15 protein-coding genes and 1 CRISPR repeat array are annotated in these 19,064 nt (G+C 63.2%); of the genes, 6 read left to right on the top strand and 9 right to left on the bottom strand.

Features of this window, described 5'->3' with window-relative positions; genetic code table 11:
• Positions 1-35: 35 nt before the first annotated feature.
• A CRISPR array of direct repeats spans positions 36-3,819; the repeat unit is 37 nt; unit sequence GTCGGAACCCCACAAACCGCCGAAAGGCATTGGTGAC.
• A 1,282-nt stretch (positions 3,820-5,101) separates the two neighbouring features.
• Positions 5,102-7,369, bottom strand: coding sequence for an InlB B-repeat-containing protein (locus tag G4L39_RS09650; protein ID WP_165107807.1), 2,268 nt, complete (start codon positions 7,367-7,369; stop codon positions 5,102-5,104).
• Between the two features lie 726 nt (positions 7,370-8,095).
• On the opposite strand from G4L39_RS09650, the gene G4L39_RS09645 reads away from it, so the two are divergent.
• The 6 genes from G4L39_RS09645 (at position 8,096) to G4L39_RS09620 (ending at position 14,509) form a co-directional block, all read left to right on the top strand.
• Positions 8,096-9,370 (top strand): ABC transporter permease, encoded by a 1,275-nt coding sequence (locus G4L39_RS09645; RefSeq protein ID WP_165107806.1) that lies wholly within the window; start codon positions 8,096-8,098, stop codon positions 9,368-9,370.
• The gene (locus tag G4L39_RS09640; RefSeq protein ID WP_165107805.1) at positions 9,363-10,160 is read left to right on the top strand and encodes an ABC transporter ATP-binding protein; all 798 of its coding nucleotides are present in this window, start codon (positions 9,363-9,365) and stop codon (positions 10,158-10,160) included. Before G4L39_RS09645 ends, G4L39_RS09640 begins: the two co-directional genes overlap by 8 nt.
• Before the next feature lie 25 nt (positions 10,161-10,185).
• Positions 10,186-10,833, top strand: a complete 648-nt coding sequence (locus tag G4L39_RS09635) for a methyltransferase domain-containing protein (RefSeq protein WP_205880924.1) — start codon at positions 10,186-10,188, stop codon at positions 10,831-10,833.
• 425 nt (positions 10,834-11,258) lie between these two features.
• On the top strand, positions 11,259-12,146 hold the full coding sequence (locus G4L39_RS09630) for a PEP-CTERM sorting domain-containing protein (protein ID WP_205880923.1): 888 nt from the start codon (positions 11,259-11,261) through the stop codon (positions 12,144-12,146).
• Positions 12,147-12,588: 442 nt separating this feature from the next.
• Positions 12,589-14,112, top strand: a complete 1,524-nt coding sequence (locus G4L39_RS09625; protein ID WP_205880922.1) for a TonB-dependent receptor — start codon at positions 12,589-12,591, stop codon at positions 14,110-14,112.
• Positions 14,113-14,128: 16 nt separating this feature from the next.
• Positions 14,129-14,509, top strand: coding sequence for a hypothetical protein (locus G4L39_RS09620; RefSeq protein WP_165107802.1), 381 nt, complete (start codon positions 14,129-14,131; stop codon positions 14,507-14,509).
• Positions 14,510-14,527: 18 nt separating this feature from the next.
• Here G4L39_RS09620 and G4L39_RS09615 read toward each other — a convergent pair whose 3' ends face one another.
• The 8 genes from G4L39_RS09615 to G4L39_RS09580 form a co-directional block, all read right to left on the bottom strand.
• The gene (locus G4L39_RS09615; RefSeq protein ID WP_165107801.1) at positions 14,528-15,007 is read right to left on the bottom strand and encodes a tRNA (cytidine(34)-2'-O)-methyltransferase; all 480 of its coding nucleotides are present in this window, start codon (positions 15,005-15,007) and stop codon (positions 14,528-14,530) included.
• The gene (truA, locus tag G4L39_RS09610) at positions 15,004-15,801 is read right to left on the bottom strand and encodes a tRNA pseudouridine(38-40) synthase TruA (protein WP_240893912.1); all 798 of its coding nucleotides are present in this window, start codon (positions 15,799-15,801) and stop codon (positions 15,004-15,006) included. The genes G4L39_RS09615 and truA overlap by 4 nt, the downstream gene beginning before the upstream one ends.
• A 65-nt stretch (positions 15,802-15,866) precedes the next feature.
• Positions 15,867-16,277 carry a Holliday junction resolvase RuvX gene (ruvX, locus tag G4L39_RS09605; RefSeq protein ID WP_165107800.1) on the bottom strand — a complete coding sequence of 137 codons (411 nt, stop codon included), beginning with the start codon at positions 16,275-16,277 and terminating at the stop codon, positions 15,867-15,869.
• 35 nt (positions 16,278-16,312) lie between these two features.
• Positions 16,313-16,765 (bottom strand): molybdopterin synthase catalytic subunit, encoded by a 453-nt coding sequence (locus G4L39_RS09600; RefSeq protein ID WP_165107799.1) that lies wholly within the window; start codon positions 16,763-16,765, stop codon positions 16,313-16,315.
• 10 nt (positions 16,766-16,775) lie between these two features.
• Positions 16,776-17,012, bottom strand: a complete 237-nt coding sequence (locus G4L39_RS09595) for a MoaD/ThiS family protein (RefSeq protein WP_165107798.1) — start codon at positions 17,010-17,012, stop codon at positions 16,776-16,778.
• 42 nt (positions 17,013-17,054) lie between these two features.
• Positions 17,055-17,615, bottom strand: a complete 561-nt coding sequence (frr, locus tag G4L39_RS09590; RefSeq protein ID WP_165107797.1) for a ribosome recycling factor — start codon at positions 17,613-17,615, stop codon at positions 17,055-17,057.
• A 135-nt stretch (positions 17,616-17,750) separates the two neighbouring features.
• Positions 17,751-18,086, bottom strand: a complete 336-nt coding sequence (locus G4L39_RS09585) for a septum formation initiator family protein (RefSeq protein ID WP_205880921.1) — start codon at positions 18,084-18,086, stop codon at positions 17,751-17,753.
• A gap of 104 nt (positions 18,087-18,190) precedes the next feature.
• On the bottom strand, positions 18,191-18,898 hold the full coding sequence (locus G4L39_RS09580) for a superoxide dismutase (protein ID WP_165107796.1): 708 nt from the start codon (positions 18,896-18,898) through the stop codon (positions 18,191-18,193).
• Positions 18,899-19,064: the final 166 nt, after the last annotated feature.

The raw sequence follows: 19,064 nt of genomic DNA, 5'->3' as shown, positions 1-19,064 counted from the left end.
AATGGTTGCACGTTCCACTCATCTCCTTTGGTCAGGTCGGAACCCCACAAACCGCCGAAAGGCATTGGTGACCGGTCGTCTTCCGGGTCATCTGACCAAGGCAGCAGCGTCGGAACCCCACAAACCGCCGAAAGGCATTGGTGACAGGGTCCCAATAAGGACCCACCCGTGGGAATCCCGGTCGGAACCCCACAAACCGCCGAAAGGCATTGGTGACGCTCCCCCGACCACCGGCCTTCTGCCGTTGGCACCTTGTCGGAACCCCACAAACCGCCGAAAGGCATTGGTGACCCGTCGAACAACATCCTGCAGATCTCCTTCTTCATAGTCGGAACCCCACAAACCGCCGAAAGGCATTGGTGACCAAGCTCCGGGCGCAATTCCTCAACGCCACGGCGCGCAGGTCGGAACCCCACAAACCGCCGAAAGGCATTGGTGACCAGCCGGTCTGCTGTTCCAGTACCGCCACATATCCGGGGTCGGTCGGAACCCCACAAACCGCCGAAAGGCATTGGTGACAGGTTAATGCATCCACCCCAGACCTCAACGCCCGGGGGTCGGAACCCCACAAACCGCCGAAAGGCATTGGTGACGGGAGGCTGCTGGGCGGATGACACCAGCGGAGTACATTGCGTCGGAACCCCACAAACCGCCGAAAGGCATTGGTGACACCCCGATTCTCCCAGGTTAATGCATCCACCCCAGACCTGTCGGAACCCCACAAACCGCCGAAAGGAATTGGTGACGCCCGATTCTCCCAGGTTAATGCATCCACCCCAGACCTCAAGTCGGAACCCCACAAACCGCCGAAAGGCATTGGTGACCGGTGTTGGTGGCCAGGTCTGTCATGCCGGCCTCAAAGGGTCGGAACCCCACAAACCGCCGAAAGGCATTGGTGACTGGTGACAATCATGCGAACCTCCTCAAAGCCTGAATCACGTGTCGGAACCCCACAAACCGCCGAAAGGCATTGGTGACAGGTTAATGCATCCACCCCAGACCTCAACGCCCGGGGGTCGGAACCCCACAAACCGCCGAAAGGCATTGGTGACCTGGCCCGTAGGAGCCGCCGCTGGATATAAGACACGACGGGTCGGAACCCCACAAACCGCCGAAAGGCATTGGTGACACGGTAGTCGGTCAGGATTTGCTCCGCAGCCCTCCTGTGGAGTCGGAACCCCACAAACCGCCGAAAGGCATTGGTGACTCGTGGCGGCGATGCCCCCTTCAGCGGGGGCAAGGATGGTCGGAACCCCACAAACCGCCGAAAGGCATTGGTGACACCGGACGACTGAGAGCCCCAGGACCGCATTGGTGCGGGTCGGAACCCCACAAACCGCCGAAAGGCATTGGTGACTCCGACCCTCCGGGGGGCTCCCCCGACCACCGGCCTTCTGTCGGAACCCCACAAACCGCCGAAAGGCATTGGTGACTTGTCATAGCACCTTAAGTAATAGCAGTCTGAATGCGTCGGAACCCCACAAACCGCCGAAAGGCATTGGTGACTTAGGGCCGTCGAACAACATCCTGCAGATCTCCTTGTCGGAACCCCACAAACCGCCGAAAGGCATTGGTGACGTGTCGAGGGCTTGGATGTTTAGTGGCCCACCGGGTGGTCGGAACCCCACAAACCGCCGAAAGGCATTGGTGACGTTAGTGCCTTAGTCTCAAGTTAAACTGTCTTGGGACGCAGTCGGAACCCCACAAACCGCCGAAAGGCATTGGTGACAATTCGTAACCACGGTAACATTCGTATTACACCCCCCAGTCGGAACCCCACAAACCGCCGAAAGGCATTGGTGACCTGTGTCCAATCCAACTGAGCCGTAAACGACCCCGTAGTCGGAACCCCACAAACCGCCGAAAGGCATTGGTGACATTCGTAACCACGGTAACATTCGTATTACACCCCCGTCGGAACCCCACAAACCGCCGAAAGGCATTGGTGACAACGACCCCGTAAGGGTAAGATCAACATTCACCACAAGTCGGAACCCCACAAACCGCCGAAAGGCATTGGTGACGTCCCCATGACAGTTTGACCCGCAGTCCGACCCTGTCGGAACCCCACAAACCGCCGAAAGGCATTGGTGACGTCGCCCCAACCTTAACAGGGTCCGCGTGGTACCGTGTCGGAACCCCACAAACCGCCGAAAGGCATTGGTGACAAGAATGCCCAACATACTCCATCCTCCATCAACCGGTCGGAACCCCACAAACCGCCGAAAGGCATTGGTGACGGCACTCTCTCAACTGCCTTTCGGCACCAATCGCGAGTCGGAACCCCACAAACCGCCGAAAGGCATTGGTGACCACGACCGCACACACTTTTCTACCGCAACCACCAAATGTCGGAACCCCACAAACCGCCGAAAGGCATTGGTGACGCAACCAAAAGGAACGCACTTCATCATCAGGCAAACGTCGGAACCCCACAAACCGCCGAAAGGCATTGGTGACACCGGCCTCCACAACAACAGTCCCATGACCCCAGCAATCGTCGGAACCCCACAAACCGCCGAAAGGCATTGGTGACAACCCCGCCTCCGTGGGCGCACCAACGCGCAGTCGGCGTCGGAACCCCACAAACCGCCGAAAGGCATTGGTGACCGGCAGGGGCGCCCAGCATCGTTATCGACCAATCGCGTCGGAACCCCACAAACCGCCGAAAGGCATTGGTGACGTCGTCTTCACGGGCGACGATTTTGTATCCATCTCGGAGTCGGAACCCCACAAACCGCCGAAAGGCATTGGTGACATATGCTCCCCTTGGTTTTCCCCGGGGCATGACGCCCCGTCGGAACCCCACAAACCGCCGAAAGGCATTGGTGACCTCGGAGGCCCGGGTGATCACTACGACGACGGATCGAATCCGTCGGAACCCCACAAACCGCCGAAAGGCATTGGTGACAGCAAACCGGCACCCGAACGGAGCCGGACCGATGAAATAGGAGTCGGAACCCCACAAACCGCCGAAAGGCATTGGTGACGTTCAAACGCCGCCCGAAGCCCCGCCTTTACGGCGGGGGTCGGAACCCCACAAACCGCCGAAAGGCATTGGTGACTAGTGACTTACTTAACCTCGTATCCGGTCTGGACGAGTCGGAACCCCACAAACCGCCGAAAGGCATTGGTGACCCGGCCGGTCAGGGTACCAATCAACACCCACCCGTGGTCGGAACCCCACAAACCGCCGAAAGGCATTGGTGACACCTGGCCCGAGGGCGGGAGCTCCCGGGCCGTACCGGTCGTCGGAACCCCACAAACCGCCGAAAGGCATTGGTGACGCCAAGGCCTTGGTCAACCCGGTCATGGCCTAGGCCAAGGTCGGAACCCCACAAACCGCCGAAAGGCATTGGTGACTGGGGCTTTGGCGGAACGGCGTGCAGATCCCACGGGAGGCGTCGGAACCCCACAAACCGCCGAAAGGCATTGGTGACGGCACGATTCTCGCTAGAGGTTGGTGCGATGCCAACCGTCGGAACCCCACAAACCGCCGAAAGGCATTGGTGACATTATCGCGATGTCGTGTTGGTTGACCAGGCGGGCCCAGGGTCGGAACCCCACAAACCGCCGAAAGGCATTGGTGACGAGGCACCCAGTCTCCTTGGTGCCGGTGAGCTCCAGCAGGTCGGAACCCCACAAACCGCCGAAAGGCATTGGTGACCACACAATGGCGACCGGAGCCATCGAGGCCTGAGGATAGGTCGGAACCCCACAAACCGCCGAAAGGCATTGGTGACGCTGCGGTAGGCTCGGGACGTAACCCGGATCGTGCCGTTGTCGGAACCCCACAAACCGCCGAAAGGCATTGGCGACTTGATCGCGACCTGCGCGATCTACGGGATCTTCCGCCGGTCAGAAGGCAGCACATGGCGGAAAGGCACTGGTGACCTGTACGCGGCGGCAGGGCAGAACGTACCGTCCTGCCGGAACCCCACACACTGCCGAAAGGCCATATCGACAGATACTCCCTGGGCACCAATCCCGGGATATCTTAGCAATGGAGCCCGCGCTCCGAGCGCCGAAAGGAGACGACAGCCGTGGGGCAGACAATCATGTCTGCCGGGATCAGGCTGTGTCGTGAAGTTGCGTCGCGCCCAGAGGGGATGAGGGTTTTGCCGCAGGCATGATTGCCTGCGCCACGGCTTCTCTACGATGCGAACCCTCCAAACGCCGAAAGGCCTTGATGACCAGGCTCGCGCGTGGCAAATGACCTCCTCGCGCAGGCGGTCGGAACCCCACGAACCGCTGAAAGGCATTAGAGACCGTTCCACCCACTTTTAGATATCGACCGCACCCGAGACCGGCGCACGGCCACGCGCCGCCCAAAGATTACCGAACCAGCCCGTCCTCAAGCACTTGAAGGTTTCCATTGCGACCAGGCGCGAATAGGCACCCAAAACACGGTGGCTGCAGGACCTTGTTACGGTTCGGACATTGTAGGGAAACCAGGTAATGTGCTGTACAAAGCGAGCCCCCGGCGACACCGACGGGCCCAACCAGGAAGATGCTAATTATTAAAGCACAGGGAACACAAGACGCGGAGGCTGGCGTTGATTAGAGCCGCATGTCTCAAACCGACCATGTGCGTATGCCTGGGCTATTAGGCACATCGCCGGATGCCCTGCCCCCTGCGAATGGCAGCACTTCAGCGGCCCCACGGCGCCAGCCGATTCATCACAAGCTGCCGGCCGGCAGCTGTGAAGCTGCAGACACAGGGGTCCGTCGCCCTCCCTGTCCCGGGGCATCAGCAGCAATCCCCCGGGTTTCACCTCTGTGACCCGTGGTTCAATCCCCTCGCGTCTTTCCAGTGGAGCCGCGGGCATCCGGGAACTCTACGTGTCCCGCCGCATTTACCGGGGAGGCCGCATCCCGGCCGTTCGTTCTTTTACCGGCCACCGTGGAGGGTGGCCTTCCTTTCTATTTCATCGGCTTGGCCCCTCTGCGCTCCGCCTGTCTGCCCTCCGTATCTCTTCAGTTCATGTCCTCAGTGCTTCAGTGGTGAACGAGGCGGACAAGACGCAGGCACTGCCGGGCCCGCGGCTCTCCGACTTCTTGCCGGTCCACCGGCTATTCCGCAGGCGGTCTTCTTCCACGGCTATGGCTGAAGCCGGGCCCGATAGAAGCGGTGAGGAAGCCGTAAGGCGTTGGTATCCAGGAGGGTCACCCGGTCCAGTGCGGGGGTCACCTCCATCCAGGGCGTCCATTGGAGGAGGTCTTCGGAAGTTTCAACCGTTACGGACCGCCCGGGCATGCCGCGCAGTTCGAGACGCAATCCGGCGGCTTCGCGCGAGCCCGGACCGGTCACCAACTCGGGCAGCCGGCGGAAACGGGCCCGCACCACCTTGCTGGTCTCGGCGGGCACCTGAATGACCGGGTCCGTACCGGTGACGTCTCCGGCCCAGCCGATGAAGGTCCAGCCGGGCTCCGGCACGGCCCGGAGGGTCACAACCGTGTTGATTGGTACGATGCTGTTGGACGGGTTTGCAATCACCTGGCCCTGGCCTTCAAGAATCACCGTGACGGTGACCTGGTTGGATTCCAACGGGGCGAACAGGGCTGTCACAGTCGGTTCAGGTGTGGTGGGAACAATGATCACGGGATTGATTGTTCCGCCGGCATTGCCGCCCCACAGGGCAAAGCGCTGGCCCGGAGCTGGAACGGCCGTGAGCCGCACCGGCTGCCCGAAAGGATAGAGGTCCAGCGACGGATCGGTCTGAATGGACCCCTCCCCCACCACGCTCAGACGCAGGCCGGTGGCGAATACGGGCCGAATCCGGCGCGGTCGGTCCATGAGGAGTCGCAGCTCCGGTTTGGTGCCGGTAACGTCCCCCAACCAGCCCAGGAAGGTCCAACCCGGATCCGGCACGGCACGGACCGTGACCTCGGTGCCCCGAAGGAAAGACACTCCCGGCGGATCAACCGTGACCTGTCCGCCTCCGGGATTATTGATCTCGAGGTTCAGCCGTTGGGGAATGACGATCCGGATGGGCGGCATTTCCCAGCGCATGGTGAGGTCGGAGCTGCAGACGGCTGCCCGCAGCCAAGCGGAGCGGTTGAGCACGATGAGCCCCCCGGCCGGGGGATAGGGCAGGCCGCGGAAGTCCGGTGTGGTGCCGTTCAGGGTGTAAAAGATCTGTCCGTTCGGAAACCCGCTGAAGAGGAACAGGGCCACCTCCCTGTCACTTACGATGTTTGTCCCCTCGATAAGGGCCCAGGGAAAGTATCCAGTGGTGAGGGGATCGTAAATGGCCTCCTGGGCAATCAACCAGCGCGCGTCCACGCGCACCGGGGCACTGGTCCGTGCGCCGAGGGCATTCGATGCGACGACCTGATAGGTGTAGATGCCGGCCTGGGAGAATGGGCCGAGCGTCAGTAAAGGGCTGGTGGCGTCGGCAAGGGGCTGTCCGTCCCGGAACCATTGGTACTCGATGGGCTCGGCCCCAATGGCCCGAGCCTCCCAAACATTCGTGCCCGTCACGAGCATGATCGTGTCTCGGGGCAGGAGGATCCAGGCAGGCTCCGCCAGGCATTTGCCGGCCGAGTCGGAGGTTACCAGTGCCTGAATTTCCTCAGGGGTCAGGGCGCGATTGTAGAAACTGATCTCGTCCACCAGGCCCCGATAGGTGTCCCCGCTCAGGCTCAAGGGCTGGTAGGTGATGAAGCGCGTGTCCCAGCGGGGAATGCCCGCAGGAGGGACGAGCGCCTCGGCTTGCAGGGAACCGTTCACGTAGATGCGGGCGGTGGCACTGGCCAGGTCATATGTTACGGCCACGTGGGTCCACGCGTCGGGTTCCACCAACCCCGGCCCGGTTTGCACGAGCCCGGGGATGACATAGTACTCCCGTGAAATGCGCATTCTCTGGGCGATGTTGGCCCGCACGCCACCTCCGGACAGCAGTTCTACAAACAGTCCGGGACCGGCGTTCGCCCAAGGCTCATAGGAATAGATCAGATACTGGTTTGTGTTCGTGCTGGTGGGCCGGATCCACGCCTCCACGGTCAGCCCGGGATCCCGACCCACCTGAAGACGCTGGGCACTCAGGGCGATCCGCTGGTTCGAAGCAGTAAAAAGCCAGGCCTGCCCGACCTTGCCGGGTGCGTAGGCCACGTTCTGGGCCTCACTAACGGTATGCAATCCGGTGGCATTGGCAACGTCGCCCTCCGCCCGCCACCAGGCCACGAGCCCCAAGGGAGCGGGCACACAGGACGAAGCCCGGGCCGACAGTTCTGCGAAGGAGGTCGCCAACAACAACGCTGCAAACCATGAAAGCAAGGGCTTGCGACGCGAAGCATGGCTTGAGTGGACTGGGACTTGGTGGATGAATTCCTCGGGCGGGTTTCCAGGTCGTGTGAGCTGTTTCATAATGCAACCTCCCGGGTGTGTTCTGTGTGTATCTGGCCTCTGTGGGCCGGAGTTGTCAACGAAAATGTTTCGCGGCGCCCGGCCGGGGCAAGTTCCCGGGCTGGCCCGGGTTGGTACTCAGGAGCATACTGTGCATCGCGCAGGAGGGCGCGCCTCGCGTGCGGGCTGACTCCCGGCCGCGATTCGGGCGCGGCGCCGGAGGTTTTGGCTGGGCCGGGGGAGTAGCGTGGAGTTTCCCCGCTTGGCGGACGGGCGGCTAAATGCCCCGGGGGGATCCTGGCACCGCGAGGGGGTGCTGAAGGCAGGGAACGACGACATTCGTGCCGGATGGCGGGCTTTCGCAGAATGGCGAGGTGCTTGGCCAGATCCAGCAGTTTACAACGGACCGCGTGCCGGCAGCCGTTGCTGCGGCGGGCACGGACGACGGTGCCGCTCCCGTTCATCCTTCCCCGGAACAACACGCCGGTGATTCCTTCCATGTCCACTGTGCTCCTGTGGTTGAATCCCTCCGCGCCTTCATGGTTTGTGAACGGGCACCGGGCGCCGTGTCCATACCCTCAGTGGCGGTCATTGGCGTGGCAGGCGCCCGGCGAAATCCGGATCATTTGGCCCTGGCGGGTTTATCCGAGAGCCCTTGGTTGGTCCGGGTGGCCGAATCCGGCCTGTGCGTTGTTGATTCCGTGCGTTCGTTGACAGGCTGTGTTGCGGTTGCCTAGGCTGCCGCGGATGTCGCGTTTGCCTTTTGAACTGTTACTGGCATTGCGGTACCTGCGGCCGAAACGCTCCTTTGTGTCGGTCATCACGCTGATTTCCGTTCTGGGGGTGACCCTTGGGGTGGCGGTGTTGATCATCGTGATCAGTGTGATGAGCGGGTTCGACCGGGACCTGCGGGAGCGTGTGTTCGGGTTCAATGCGCATGCGCGGGTGTTGCTTCGGGACGGTGTGATGACCGGCTGGCAGGACTGGCTGGCCAGGGTGGAGAAACACCCCGTGGTGGCGGGGGCCACGCCGTATGTACTGGGCCAGGTGCTGGTGGAAACGCAGCCGGTGCACGGGCAGCCCCGGGTGTATGCCCCGGTGATCCGCGGTTGTCTGCCCGAACGGGAGGCGCAGGTGACGGCGCTGCCGCGGAGCATGGCCGAAGGTCGGTTCGAGCTCGGCCCGCGCGATCTGCTGGTGGGCACGGTGTTCGCGGAGAACATGGGGCTGCGGGTGGGGGATCGCGTCACGGTGTATTCCTGGCAGGAATTGCGACGGCTCAAGGAAAGCCATGAACGGGGTCAAGCCGAGGCCATTTTACCGGAGGACTTCACCGTGCGCGGCATTTTCGATGCCGGGTACTATGAGTTCAATGCCAACGTGGTGGTGGCCCGTTTGGAGGATGCGCAGGAGTTGTTCGACCTGGCGGATCAGGATGCCGTGCATGGTTTGCTGGTGGCGTTGCGGGATCCCCTTCAGCCCCAGGGCGCGGCTCGGGCGCTGCGCGAGGCGCTGGGGCCGGAGGCGTTGGTGACCACGTGGATGGAGGACAGTCCGCTCATGTTGGCGGTGCTGGTGGAAAAGAACGTGATGCTGTACATCCTGTTTTTCATCGTGGTGGTGGCGGCGTTCGGGATCACGTGTACCCTGATCACGTTCGTGGTGATGAAGACGCGAGAGATCGGTGTGCTCAAGGCCCTGGGGGCCACCAACCGGCAGGTGCTGTGGGTGTTTCTGGGTCAGAGCCTGATCGTGAGCGTGGGGGGTGTACTGGGCGGCATGACCCTTGGTTTGACCGCCATTGCCCACCGCAACGAGTTTCTGGCGTTTTTGAGGCGCCTGACCGGGTTCGAGCTGTTTCCGGCGTCGATTTACGGATTTGACCAACTGCCGGCCCTGGTGTTGCCGCAGGACGTGGCCATCATCTGTGGCGGGTCGCTTTTGATTTGCCTGCTGGCGGCGGCGTTCCCGGCCCGACATGCCAGCCGACTGAATCCGGTGGAGGCTTTGCGACATGAGTGAATCCATTTCGTCCATCCCGAACACCCGGGGAACAGGGCTCGGGCCGGGCGCTTCCTCGGAACCGGCGCGGCCGCCCATTTTGGAGGCACGGCGCCTGGTCAAGCGGTACCGCATGGGGCGTCGAAGTTTGGAGGTGTTGCGCGGGGTGAACCTGGTGATCCGGGAGGGGGCTTTTCTGGCCATTCGCGGCGCTTCCGGGGCCGGCAAGAGCACGTTATTGCACCTGCTGGGGGGCCTGGACGTGCCGGACGAAGGGGAGATTCTTTTTCAGGGTCGTCCGCTGGCCGGGTTGTCGGAAACAGCGTTGTCCCGATTTCGGAATCGACATGTGGGTTTTGTCTTTCAGGCCTATCATCTGCTGCCCGAGCTGGACGCACTGGAAAATGTGTGTTTACCGGCCCGGATGGCCCGCATGGACCCGCGGGAGGCGGAACGGCGCGGGCGGGAATTACTGGCCCGGGTGGGGCTGGGTGCACGCATGGAACACAAACCGGCGGAATTGTCCGGGGGCGAACAACAGCGGGTGGCCATTGCCCGGGCCCTGATCAATGAACCGGCCCTGGTTTTGGCTGATGAACCGACCGGCAACCTGGACTCGCAAACCGGGGAAGAAATCCTGCGACTGTTGTTGGAAATCCGGGCCGAACGGGGCCTGACGCTGGTCATGGCCACACACGACGATCGTGTGGCCGCTCATGCACCGGCGGTGGTGGAGTTGGTGGATGGGGTGATCCGCGGTCAAGTCCCGGTCCAACCAACAGGTCCGGACCTTTCCGGTGTGGGATGCTGAAAGTCTCATGAGATCCGAGGGACCGATGACGCCAGATCGTTGGGATTATTGGGAGCACCGTTACCAGACCGGTGACACTGGTTGGGACAAGGGTGAGCCGGCGCCGGGCCTGGTGGATTTTCTGGAGGCGCATCCGAACCTGCCACGGGGGGCCGTCCTGGTACCGGGGTGCGGCTCCGGCCACGATCTGATCCCGTGGGCCCGTGCGGGGTTCCATGTCACCGGGCTGGATTTTGCCCCGACGGCCGTGACCCGTGCCCGGCAACGCCTGGCCGGGGCCGGTCTGCCGGGCGAGGTGCTATGCGGCGATTTTTTGCGGCTGGAACCTCCCCGCCAGTTCGATTGGTTGTTCGAGCACACGCTGTATTGCGCCATTCTGCCGGCCGACCGTTCGGCCTATGTGAACGCCGTACTGCGGTGGCTCAAGCCGGGCGGGTACTTCCTGGCCATTCATTATCTCATACCCGATGACGGTCCGGAGCCGCCCTTTGGCACCACCGTCGAGGAGGTTAAAAGCCGCTTCGGACCCCATTTCGAACTCCTCGAGACCTGGGTGCCCCGATCCTACCCGAATCGTGTGGGGCTTGAACGGATGTTCTGGTGGCGCCGGAGCGTGGAAGCCCAAATCAGTCCTCCTGAAGTAGCCGGGCGTGGTCTGGGGGCTCCGGTCTGAACATGTGCGTGCCAATGTCGTACGCCGGCATGGGCTTGCCGGGTCGGCGTGGGATGTTCCCCGCCACTGCTGCCAAAGAGGTAGACCGGTCCAGGAGGGCGAGGACAAGCCAACCTGTTAGTTTCCAACGAGAAAGGCGGCCATGGGGAGAAGGTCAGCCGGCTCGGCGCCGGTGGTGCCGCCGTTGTTTAACCCGGACAACCGCAGGATGTCGGCAAGGACCCAACCCGGCCGGGGTTCAACTGGCCGGTCATTTCGAGCCGGGACGATCAGGACGCGCTAGTGCAAGGTTTGAAAAAACTTGTTGACAGGTGGGTTACAGTCCTGTAAAAGCGCGGTGTACGTAACTGAAACCCGAACAACCACACCTCTGAGTCGCAGCAGGCTCTATGCGTAGTATCAGCGCGCTCTGTGGGGCGGTGAGCTTGGCAGCGTTCACCGCGTTGGCTGGCGGCAACATCGCTTGGATCAGCTTTCACCCGGGTGACAACCAACCCTCGGCCGCAGCTGCGGCGCGTGGTTTTACCCAGGCTCCGGACGCCGGCTACACTCAGCTTTTAACGGCGAACGGGTACAGCGTCACCCGGTTCCTCACGCAGGACAACCCTCCTCAGAGCCTGATTGACCAGCTCAACACGTTTGATCTGATCATTATCAGCCGATCGGTCAACAGCGCTCATTACCAACAAAGTAACGAAACCTATGCATGGAACACCGCCATCACCAAACCCGTGATGATCCTGGGTGGATACGTCCTGCGGGACAATCGCCTGGGTTATGTCACTGCCAGCACTACTCCTATCGACACCACCAACGACATCCGGCTGCTTGTGGAGCAACCTGCGCACCCGATCTTCAATGGAATCCAGCTTGATCAGAACAACATTACCGTCAATCCGTACGCCACGATCGTCACGGCCATCATTGACGGTACAAACAACGTACAACGAGGCATTTCAGTCTCCCCCGACCCGCTGGACGGCGGGGGCACGATCCTCGCCAGAATTGCGCCGGCTGATGCCGGCCCGGTGGGTGGTACACGGATGATCATCGCCGAATGGCCGGCCGGGGCCACGCTGACACCCTCGGACGGCGGCGCAAGGAATGAAATCCTTGGAGGCCGGAGGTTGGTGTTTCTGACCGGAAGTCGTGAGAGGGATCAGGTGACATCAGAAGTGGCGGGGATCTTCGACCTGATCGGCGACGGTCCCCAGTTGTTACTGAACGCGGTGGCCTACATGATCCCCGAGCCCAACACGGCCGCGCTGTTGTTGTTGGGCGGATTGCCCCTACTGTTCCTCCGGCGACGCTGACCCGTCGTACAATCCGGCTGCTGCTTTTGGGACCGACCGGCAGGGCGACGTATCCTGCCGGTCGTTTCTTCTTCGGAACAACCCGTCTGGTTCTTTTGCGCCCATACGGAAAGGATCCTAATCGAACCGGCTGACCATGATGGGACTGAGCAGTGGTGAGGGCGGTGCATCCCCGCTCCGATCCCCGAGAGGGGCACAGCGCTCCATGCCCGTGCGCGACGCGGACCGCGAGGACGCGGTCTTCCTCCGGGGTGGGATTGATGGGCCGGGCACCTCCTTTGGTCCCCGTTAGAAGAACGGGGTGCGGGGACGTTGGTCATTTCCCATCCAATCGCAGGCAAAGGCTTGATGGCCCGGGGTTGTTGCCTGTTTGGATGGACACTTGAACGTTGCGGCGACGGGGGCACGCAGGTTTACTGGGTCGGACAAGGCACAACCATCCATGGACTGGTCAAGCGAGGCATCCCCCAGTCCGCACGAAAAGGCGTTGCGGATCAATCTGGACGCGCGCTGGTACGGCACGTTTGCCGAAATCGGCGCCGGGCAGGAGGTGGCGCGCTGGTTTTTCCGTGTCGGCGGTGCGTCGGGCACGGTGGCCAAGACCATCTCGGCCTATGACATGGCGGTGAGCGACGCCGTGTACGGTCCCACCCAGCGCTACGTAAGCCGGCAGCGACTGGAGGCGATGCTCGATCACGAGTTTGCCCTGATCCTGGAGCGGCTGGATCGGATCAAGGGTGCCGAACGGAATTTCTTTGCCTTTGCCGACACGGTGGCGACGCGAAGTTACGCCCGCCGACAGGAAGGGCATGGCTGGATGGGCATCCGGTTCCAACACGCCCCGCGCCAGCCGCCCTCGGACCTGATCATTCACGTCCGGCTGCTGGACAAGGAACCGGTGCGCCAGCAAGAGGCCCTGGGGATCCTGGGGGTCAACCTGATTCATGGAACGTTTTACCTGCGGGACCATCCCGAACAGCTGATCCGGTCCCTGCTGGATCATCTGACGTGGGAACGGATCGAGGTGGATTTGATTGATTTTTCCGGTCCGGCTTTTGCGCACGTGGACAATCGGTTGATGGCGCTGCAGCTGGTGGAGCAGGACCTGACCGAGGCTGCGATGTTCACCGCCAGCGGCGAACCGGTTCAATGGGCCGAGGTGCTGTACAAACGTCCCGTGCTGGTACAACGCGGCAGTTTCAGACCCTACACCAACGCCGCGCTGGACGTGCTGGAGCGGGCCCATGAACAATTCGTCCGCGAGCCGGAGCTGCACGGCGAAACCCCTGTGGTCCTGCTGGAGATGACGTTGCGCCATTTGACCACCGGGGATGCGGTGGATCATCGGGATTTCCTCCAGCGGGCGGACATGCTGCGGGTTTTGGGGAAACCGATTCTCATTTCCAATTTCCGGCGGTTTCACCGGCTTGCCTCCTACCTGAGCCGTTATACGCCGAAACCGATTGCGCTGGCGCTGGGCGCCTCCAAGCTGTTCGAGATTTTCGACGAAAGTTTTTACAACCCGGACGAGGGCGGCCTGCTCGGTGGCCTGGGCCAACTGTTCAAGAACCGGGGCCGGCTTTACGTGTATCCGTCGCTCGACAAGGCCACGGGCGCCCGGGTTTCGGTGGACAATTTTCCGGTGGCCGCACACCTGCGGCACCTCTACGAGCACCTGAGGACCAATCGTTATTTGGTGGGCCTGACTCCCACGGACGAGGAATTCGTTCGCATCCGGCGTGCGAAGGTTCTGGCCATGATCCAGCGCGGCGATCCCGATTGGGAAGCCTACGTACCGCCGCCGATCGCGGCGGTGATCAAGCGGGATCGGCTCTTCGGTTACCGGCCGCGGGCGGAGGAGGGGCCAACCGAAGGTGCATTGCCGCCGTCTCCGGCCCGGTCTTCGGGTGCAACGGCGCCGGGAGGTCTTTCCGGGGCTGACCCGGGCAGCGCCTCCCGTTCCTGAGCGTGTTGGGTCAGCCATGGAACGACCTCCCGAAATGCCCCCGCTGAAGGCAGCCGGGCCCGAGTTGACTCCGGTGCGGATTGCCGCCGCGCTGTTGATTGCGTTGGTGGCGGACGCGGTGCAGATCGGGCTCGGTCCCTTCGGATTGACCTGGGTAGACGACCTGTTGGACGTGGTGGTGGCGGTGCTGGAGGTGGCACTGCTGGGATTTCACCCGCTGTTGTTACCCACGTTTGTCCTGGAGGTGGTGCCGGTGGTGGAGTACCTGCCCAGTTGGACGGGATGTGTACTGGCGGTGGTGGCGCTGCGGCGGCGCGCAGCCCGGAGGCGGTCGCAACAGGCCCACCCGCCCTTGAGCCGGGACGGCGGAGCGGCCGGACCGGTCATTGACGTTTGAGTGCGGGGCGCGACGAGATCAATCGCCCGGCGGGGCCACTTCGCCCTGAAAGCCCAGTTGGCGCAGGGCCTCGTACAACACCACCGCCACGCAGTTGGCCAGGTTCAACGACCGGACACCGGGATGGAACATGGGCAGGCGCAACCAGCGGTCCGGGTGTTCATGTAACAGTTGCGGAGGAAGCCCGGCGGTTTCACGACCGAAGACCAGATAATCTCCGGGGGCATAGCGGACCTCGGTATATCGGCGGGGCCCGCCTGCTTCAATGAACCACAACCGCGCGTCAGGGGGCAGAGCGGCGCGGAATGTGGGCCAGTCCGGCCAGAGCCGCCAGTCCAGGTGTTCCCAGTAATCCAGGCCGGCCCGGCGCAGCGTCGGTTCGTCCCATCGAAATCCGAGCGGCTCGATCAGGTGCAGCCGCGTGCGTGTGGCGGCGCAGAGCCGGGCGATGTTGCCGGTGTTGGGAGGGATTTCCGGCTCCAGGAGCACCACGTTCATTCGTCGGCGGGCGGTTCGATGGCGCCGGTCGTGGCCGCAGTCGTTGGCGGCGTCCGGCGCGGGTAAAACACCTTCCAGAGAATCAGACCGTGTGCGGGTGCGGTCATGCCCGCCAGCCGGCGATCCCCCGAGGCCAACATGCGCGGGATGTCGTCCGGCTGGTATTTGCCCAGGCCCACCTGGACCATCGTGCCCACCAGGCCGCGGCACATTTTGTAGAGGAACCCGTCGGCTTCGATGATGCACGTGAGTAACGGGCCGCTCCGGCGCCATTCGCAACGGCGAACCGTGCGCACCGTGGAGGCGCGGGGGTAACCGGGATTGGCGGAAAACGCGCGGAAATCGTGTGTTCCGAGGAAATGGGCCGCGGCCTGGCGCATGGCCGCCAGATTCAGCGGGCGGGGCACGTGCCAGGCCATCCACCGCAGCAGCGGATTCATGACGGGATGATTCCAGAGCTGGTAACGGTACTGTTTGCCGAGGGCACTGAATCGGGCGTGGAAATCCGGCGGGGCGCGGCGGACGGAAAAGACCCGGATATCCGGTGGCAGATGCGCGTTGATGGCCAGGGGCAGCTGCCGGAGCGGGATGCGGCATTCCCGGCGGGGCAGGTCGAAATGCGCCACCATCCCGAGCGCGTGCACGCCGGTGTCGGTCCGGCTGGAGCTATGGACGCGGGGTTTGCTGGGGAACAGGGCGGCCAGGGCGGCCTCCACCTTTTCCTGCACGCCGGTGCCAATGGTTTGGACCTGCCACCCTTCGTAGCGGGTGCCGTCGTATGCGATCACCATCATCAGGCGGACATGGTCCGGGGGAACCATGGCCGAGGGGTTCCGGGCCGGGGTGGGCTGGGACGCGTTCACGGGGCTCGGTCCAGGTAGCTTTGCAAGAGCACGGCGGCCGCGGAGCTGTCGATGCGCGGACGTTGTTTGCGTGTGTTGCGACCCGCCTCGTGCAACAGGCGCCGGGCCTGTACCGTCGTGAGGCGTTCGTCCCATGGAATCAGGGGAATGCTCAGTACCTGCCGAAGCTGTTCCATCCAGGCCCGCACCTGCTCCGCGGCGGGCCCGTAGGAACCGTCCATGTTGCGAGGGATACCGACCACAATTTGCTCCACCCGGTGCTCTTGAATGAGACGCTGAAGTTCCTGGAGGAAACGGTCCGCCGGTTGTGCGGGCAAAAAACCCAACGGCCGGGCCAGCATTCCCAGCTCGTCGCTGACCGCCAAACCCACCCGGCGGGTCCCGTAGTCGAGGGCCATGACGCGCATGACAGGGGACAATGGGCGGCAAAGCATCCGGCTCGTCAAGGACCGGATGTGCCGCCGGAGAGACCGGTCCCGGGTGGCCGGCCCGCGGCCTGCAATTCATCGGCCGTCCAACCCCGGCGTTTCCAGATGGGGACGTCTTCCTTCAGCCGGTCCATGAAAGCCGCCAACAGCGCAAAAGCCTCCCGCCGGTGCGCCGCGGCAATGCGGACGATGATGGCGGCTTCACCCACGGGTATGAGGCCGACCCGGTGCAGCACCTGAACCGCCTGACAGGGATAACCGGCCTGCAGCTCGGAAAGGATGCGGCGGATCTCACTGCAGGCCATTGGTTCGTAGGCCTCGTATTCCAGGGCGGCGATGGGCCGGTCCTGTTCGAGATCGCGCACCAGGCCGCGGAACTCGACCCAGGCACCGGTGCCCGGGTTGCAGAAGTCCGGAACGGGCTGGTCTTCCAGTCGGTCGGCGGTCAGCAACACGTGGATTTCCATCGGGCCTTGGTCAACCGCCGGAGACGGGCGGGATGAGGGCCACTTCGTCCCCGGACTCGAAGCGGGTGTCGGCCGTCACGTAACGCGCATTGCGAGCCAGGCGCACGGTGGGCCGGTACGGGGCCAGTCCGGGAAAGCGCTGAAGCAGCACGGTCCAAAGCCCTTCGGCATCCACCCCGGTACAGTCCAGCTCGATCTCGGCGCAGCCGGTGACGTCTTTCAAATGGGCGAAAAACAGAACGCGCATGAGGAGGGAAAGGGGGGCGGCCCGGACGGCCCGGCCCCCGGGTCAGACCGTCATGATCTCCTTTTCTTTGTGTTCGAGGTGTTTGTCGATCCGGGCGATGAACTCGTCGGTCAACTTTTGCAGCTCCTTCTCGGCCTGTTTTTCCTCGTCCTCGGTGATGCCGCTGTCATGTTTGTGCTTGCGGAGTTCTTCCAATGCATCCCGCCGCACGTGCCGGATGGCCACGCGGGCGTCCTCGGCCATTTTGCGCACGATGCGCACAAACTCCTGCCGTCGTTCCTGGCTCAGCTCGGGGAAGAACAACCGCACGGTCTTACCCTGAATGGAGGGCGTGATCCCCAGGTTGGCCTTTTGGATCGCCTTTTCAATCGCATGAACCAGCGAGGCGTCCCAGGGCTGGATCACCAACACGCGCGGTTCCGGCGTGGTGATGCCCGCCAGCTCGCGGATCCGCATCTGGCCGCCGTAGGCCTCGACCATGATGTTTTCCACCAGAGCCGGTGACGCCTTGCCGGTGCGCACGCCGGCGAACTCGCGCAGCACGAACTGCTCGGTCTTGGTCATTTTTTCCTCGGCTTCCAGGAGAATCTCGTCGAGCGTCATAACGCGTTGCAGCCTACCAGAATCCCTGGCGCGTGTATAGCGCACACCGATGCCGGGCCACCCGCCACGAAGCCGGGTCAGGGCTGATCCTGACCGGGTTCATCCGTGCGATCGGGATCCCCTCGGCCCGGCAAATTACGGGAACCCGGGCGGATTGGTCGCCGGGGGCTCGAAGCGGATCACTGTTTCGCCCGGCCGCGCCAGGCCGAGTCGTTCCCGCGCCAGCCGTTCCACCGCCTTGGGATCCTCCTGCAGGGCGCGAATGGCCGCGCTCATTTGCCGGGCCGTTTCCTCCTCCTGACGGATCTCGCGGTCCAGTCGCAGGATCTCCCGTCGCATGCGCTCGTTTTGGCGGATGACCGGCCCGTACCAATGCGCGGCCAGGGTCAAAACGCCCAAAATCACGGCGGCCACCAACAATGTGGTGGTCCACCGGATGAGTCGTTCCCAAAACCCCAGTCCCGCGCTCACGCCCGCCAATTAAGCAGGTCCGGCTCCGTGCGAGAAGCGCAAAACCGCGGGGAACCGGGAGGCCGGGCCCGCAGGCAGGGCGTCCAACGGCCGAAGCCCCGTGGTCAGACCGGTCGGCGTGCGTACCGCTCGGCTACAAAATCCCAGTGCACGACGTTCCACCAGGCTGCCAGGTAATCCGCCCGACGGTTTTGGTATTTCAGATAATAGGCATGCTCCCAGACATCGACGCCCAGAATCGGGTACGCTCCGTCTGCCAGGGGCGTGTCCTGGTTGGGCGTGGTTTGAATCCGGAGTCGCCCCGCATGCCAAACCAACCAGGCCCAGCCACTCCCAAAAACGCCGAGGGCCGCCGACGTGAACTGCTGGCGGAAGGCGTCCAAACCGCCGAAAGCCGTTTCCAACGCCTTCAGCAGTTCGCCCCCCGGTTTGCCGCCCTTCGGGCTCATCATCTGCCAGAAAAGGGAATGATTGAAATGGCCACCCCCGTTGTTGCGCACCGCGGTGCGCACCGACTCGGGCACCGAAGCCAGGTTGCGCAGCATGTCTTCCAATGCGCGCCCGCGGAGGGAAGGTTCCGCCTCAATGGCCTTGTTCAGATTCGCCACATAACCGCCGTGGTGTCGGTCGTGATGGATTTCCATGGTCCGCGCGTCAATGTGCGGTTCCAGGGCATCCACCGCGTACGGCAACGGCGGCAGCGTGAAGGGTTGAACCGATGGGGCGGCGGTTTGTGCCAGGGATCGGGCGGACACAGCCGTGCCAATCACGGCCAGTGTTGTCCGTTTGAGGGCTTCGCGTCGCGTTAGCATGCCGTACCGTTAGCCCGGAGGGCCCGTGCTCGCAAGCGCGCGCCGACTTTGCCGCGGAACAACGCCCGGCACCCCGTACGGCAACCCGGCGCCGCCCGGGTCGAGCCCCGCCCGCTCGTGCGCCCGGTATCCAGCCGGATTTCGAAGCCGCACCCCTGAATGCCCC

This window comes from Limisphaera ngatamarikiensis (assembly GCF_011044775.1).
GTDB classification, from domain to species: Bacteria; Verrucomicrobiota; Verrucomicrobiia; order Limisphaerales; family Limisphaeraceae; genus Limisphaera; species Limisphaera ngatamarikiensis.
Note: the sequence above shows the minus strand (reverse complement) of the source record. Positions and strands in the feature narration are given on the sequence as shown.

What these genes read in the sequence shown, in the direction of transcription:
- G4L39_RS09650 (WP_165107807.1), bottom strand. Translation starts at nt 7,369, where the DNA reads ATGAAACAGCTCACACGACCTGGAAACCCGCCCGAGGAATTCATCCAC.
- G4L39_RS09645 (WP_165107806.1), top strand. Translation starts at nt 8,096, where the DNA reads ATGTCGCGTTTGCCTTTTGAACTGTTACTGGCATTGCGGTACCTGCGG.
- G4L39_RS09640 (WP_165107805.1), top strand. Translation starts at nt 9,363, where the DNA reads ATGAGTGAATCCATTTCGTCCATCCCGAACACCCGGGGAACAGGGCTC.
- G4L39_RS09635 (WP_205880924.1), top strand. Translation starts at nt 10,186, where the DNA reads ATGACGCCAGATCGTTGGGATTATTGGGAGCACCGTTACCAGACCGGT.
- G4L39_RS09625 (WP_205880922.1), top strand. Translation starts at nt 12,589, where the DNA reads ATGGACTGGTCAAGCGAGGCATCCCCCAGTCCGCACGAAAAGGCGTTG.
- G4L39_RS09620 (WP_165107802.1), top strand. Translation starts at nt 14,129, where the DNA reads ATGGAACGACCTCCCGAAATGCCCCCGCTGAAGGCAGCCGGGCCCGAG.
- G4L39_RS09615 (WP_165107801.1), bottom strand. Translation starts at nt 15,007, where the DNA reads ATGAACGTGGTGCTCCTGGAGCCGGAAATCCCTCCCAACACCGGCAAC.
- truA (WP_240893912.1), bottom strand. Translation starts at nt 15,801, where the DNA reads ATGATGGTGATCGCATACGACGGCACCCGCTACGAAGGGTGGCAGGTC.
- ruvX (WP_165107800.1), bottom strand. Translation starts at nt 16,277, where the DNA reads ATGCGCGTCATGGCCCTCGACTACGGGACCCGCCGGGTGGGTTTGGCG.
- G4L39_RS09600 (WP_165107799.1), bottom strand. Translation starts at nt 16,765, where the DNA reads ATGGAAATCCACGTGTTGCTGACCGCCGACCGACTGGAAGACCAGCCC.
- G4L39_RS09595 (WP_165107798.1), bottom strand. Translation starts at nt 17,012, where the DNA reads ATGCGCGTTCTGTTTTTCGCCCATTTGAAAGACGTCACCGGCTGCGCC.
- frr (WP_165107797.1), bottom strand. Translation starts at nt 17,615, where the DNA reads ATGACGCTCGACGAGATTCTCCTGGAAGCCGAGGAAAAAATGACCAAG.
- G4L39_RS09580 (WP_165107796.1), bottom strand. Translation starts at nt 18,898, where the DNA reads ATGCTAACGCGACGCGAAGCCCTCAAACGGACAACACTGGCCGTGATT.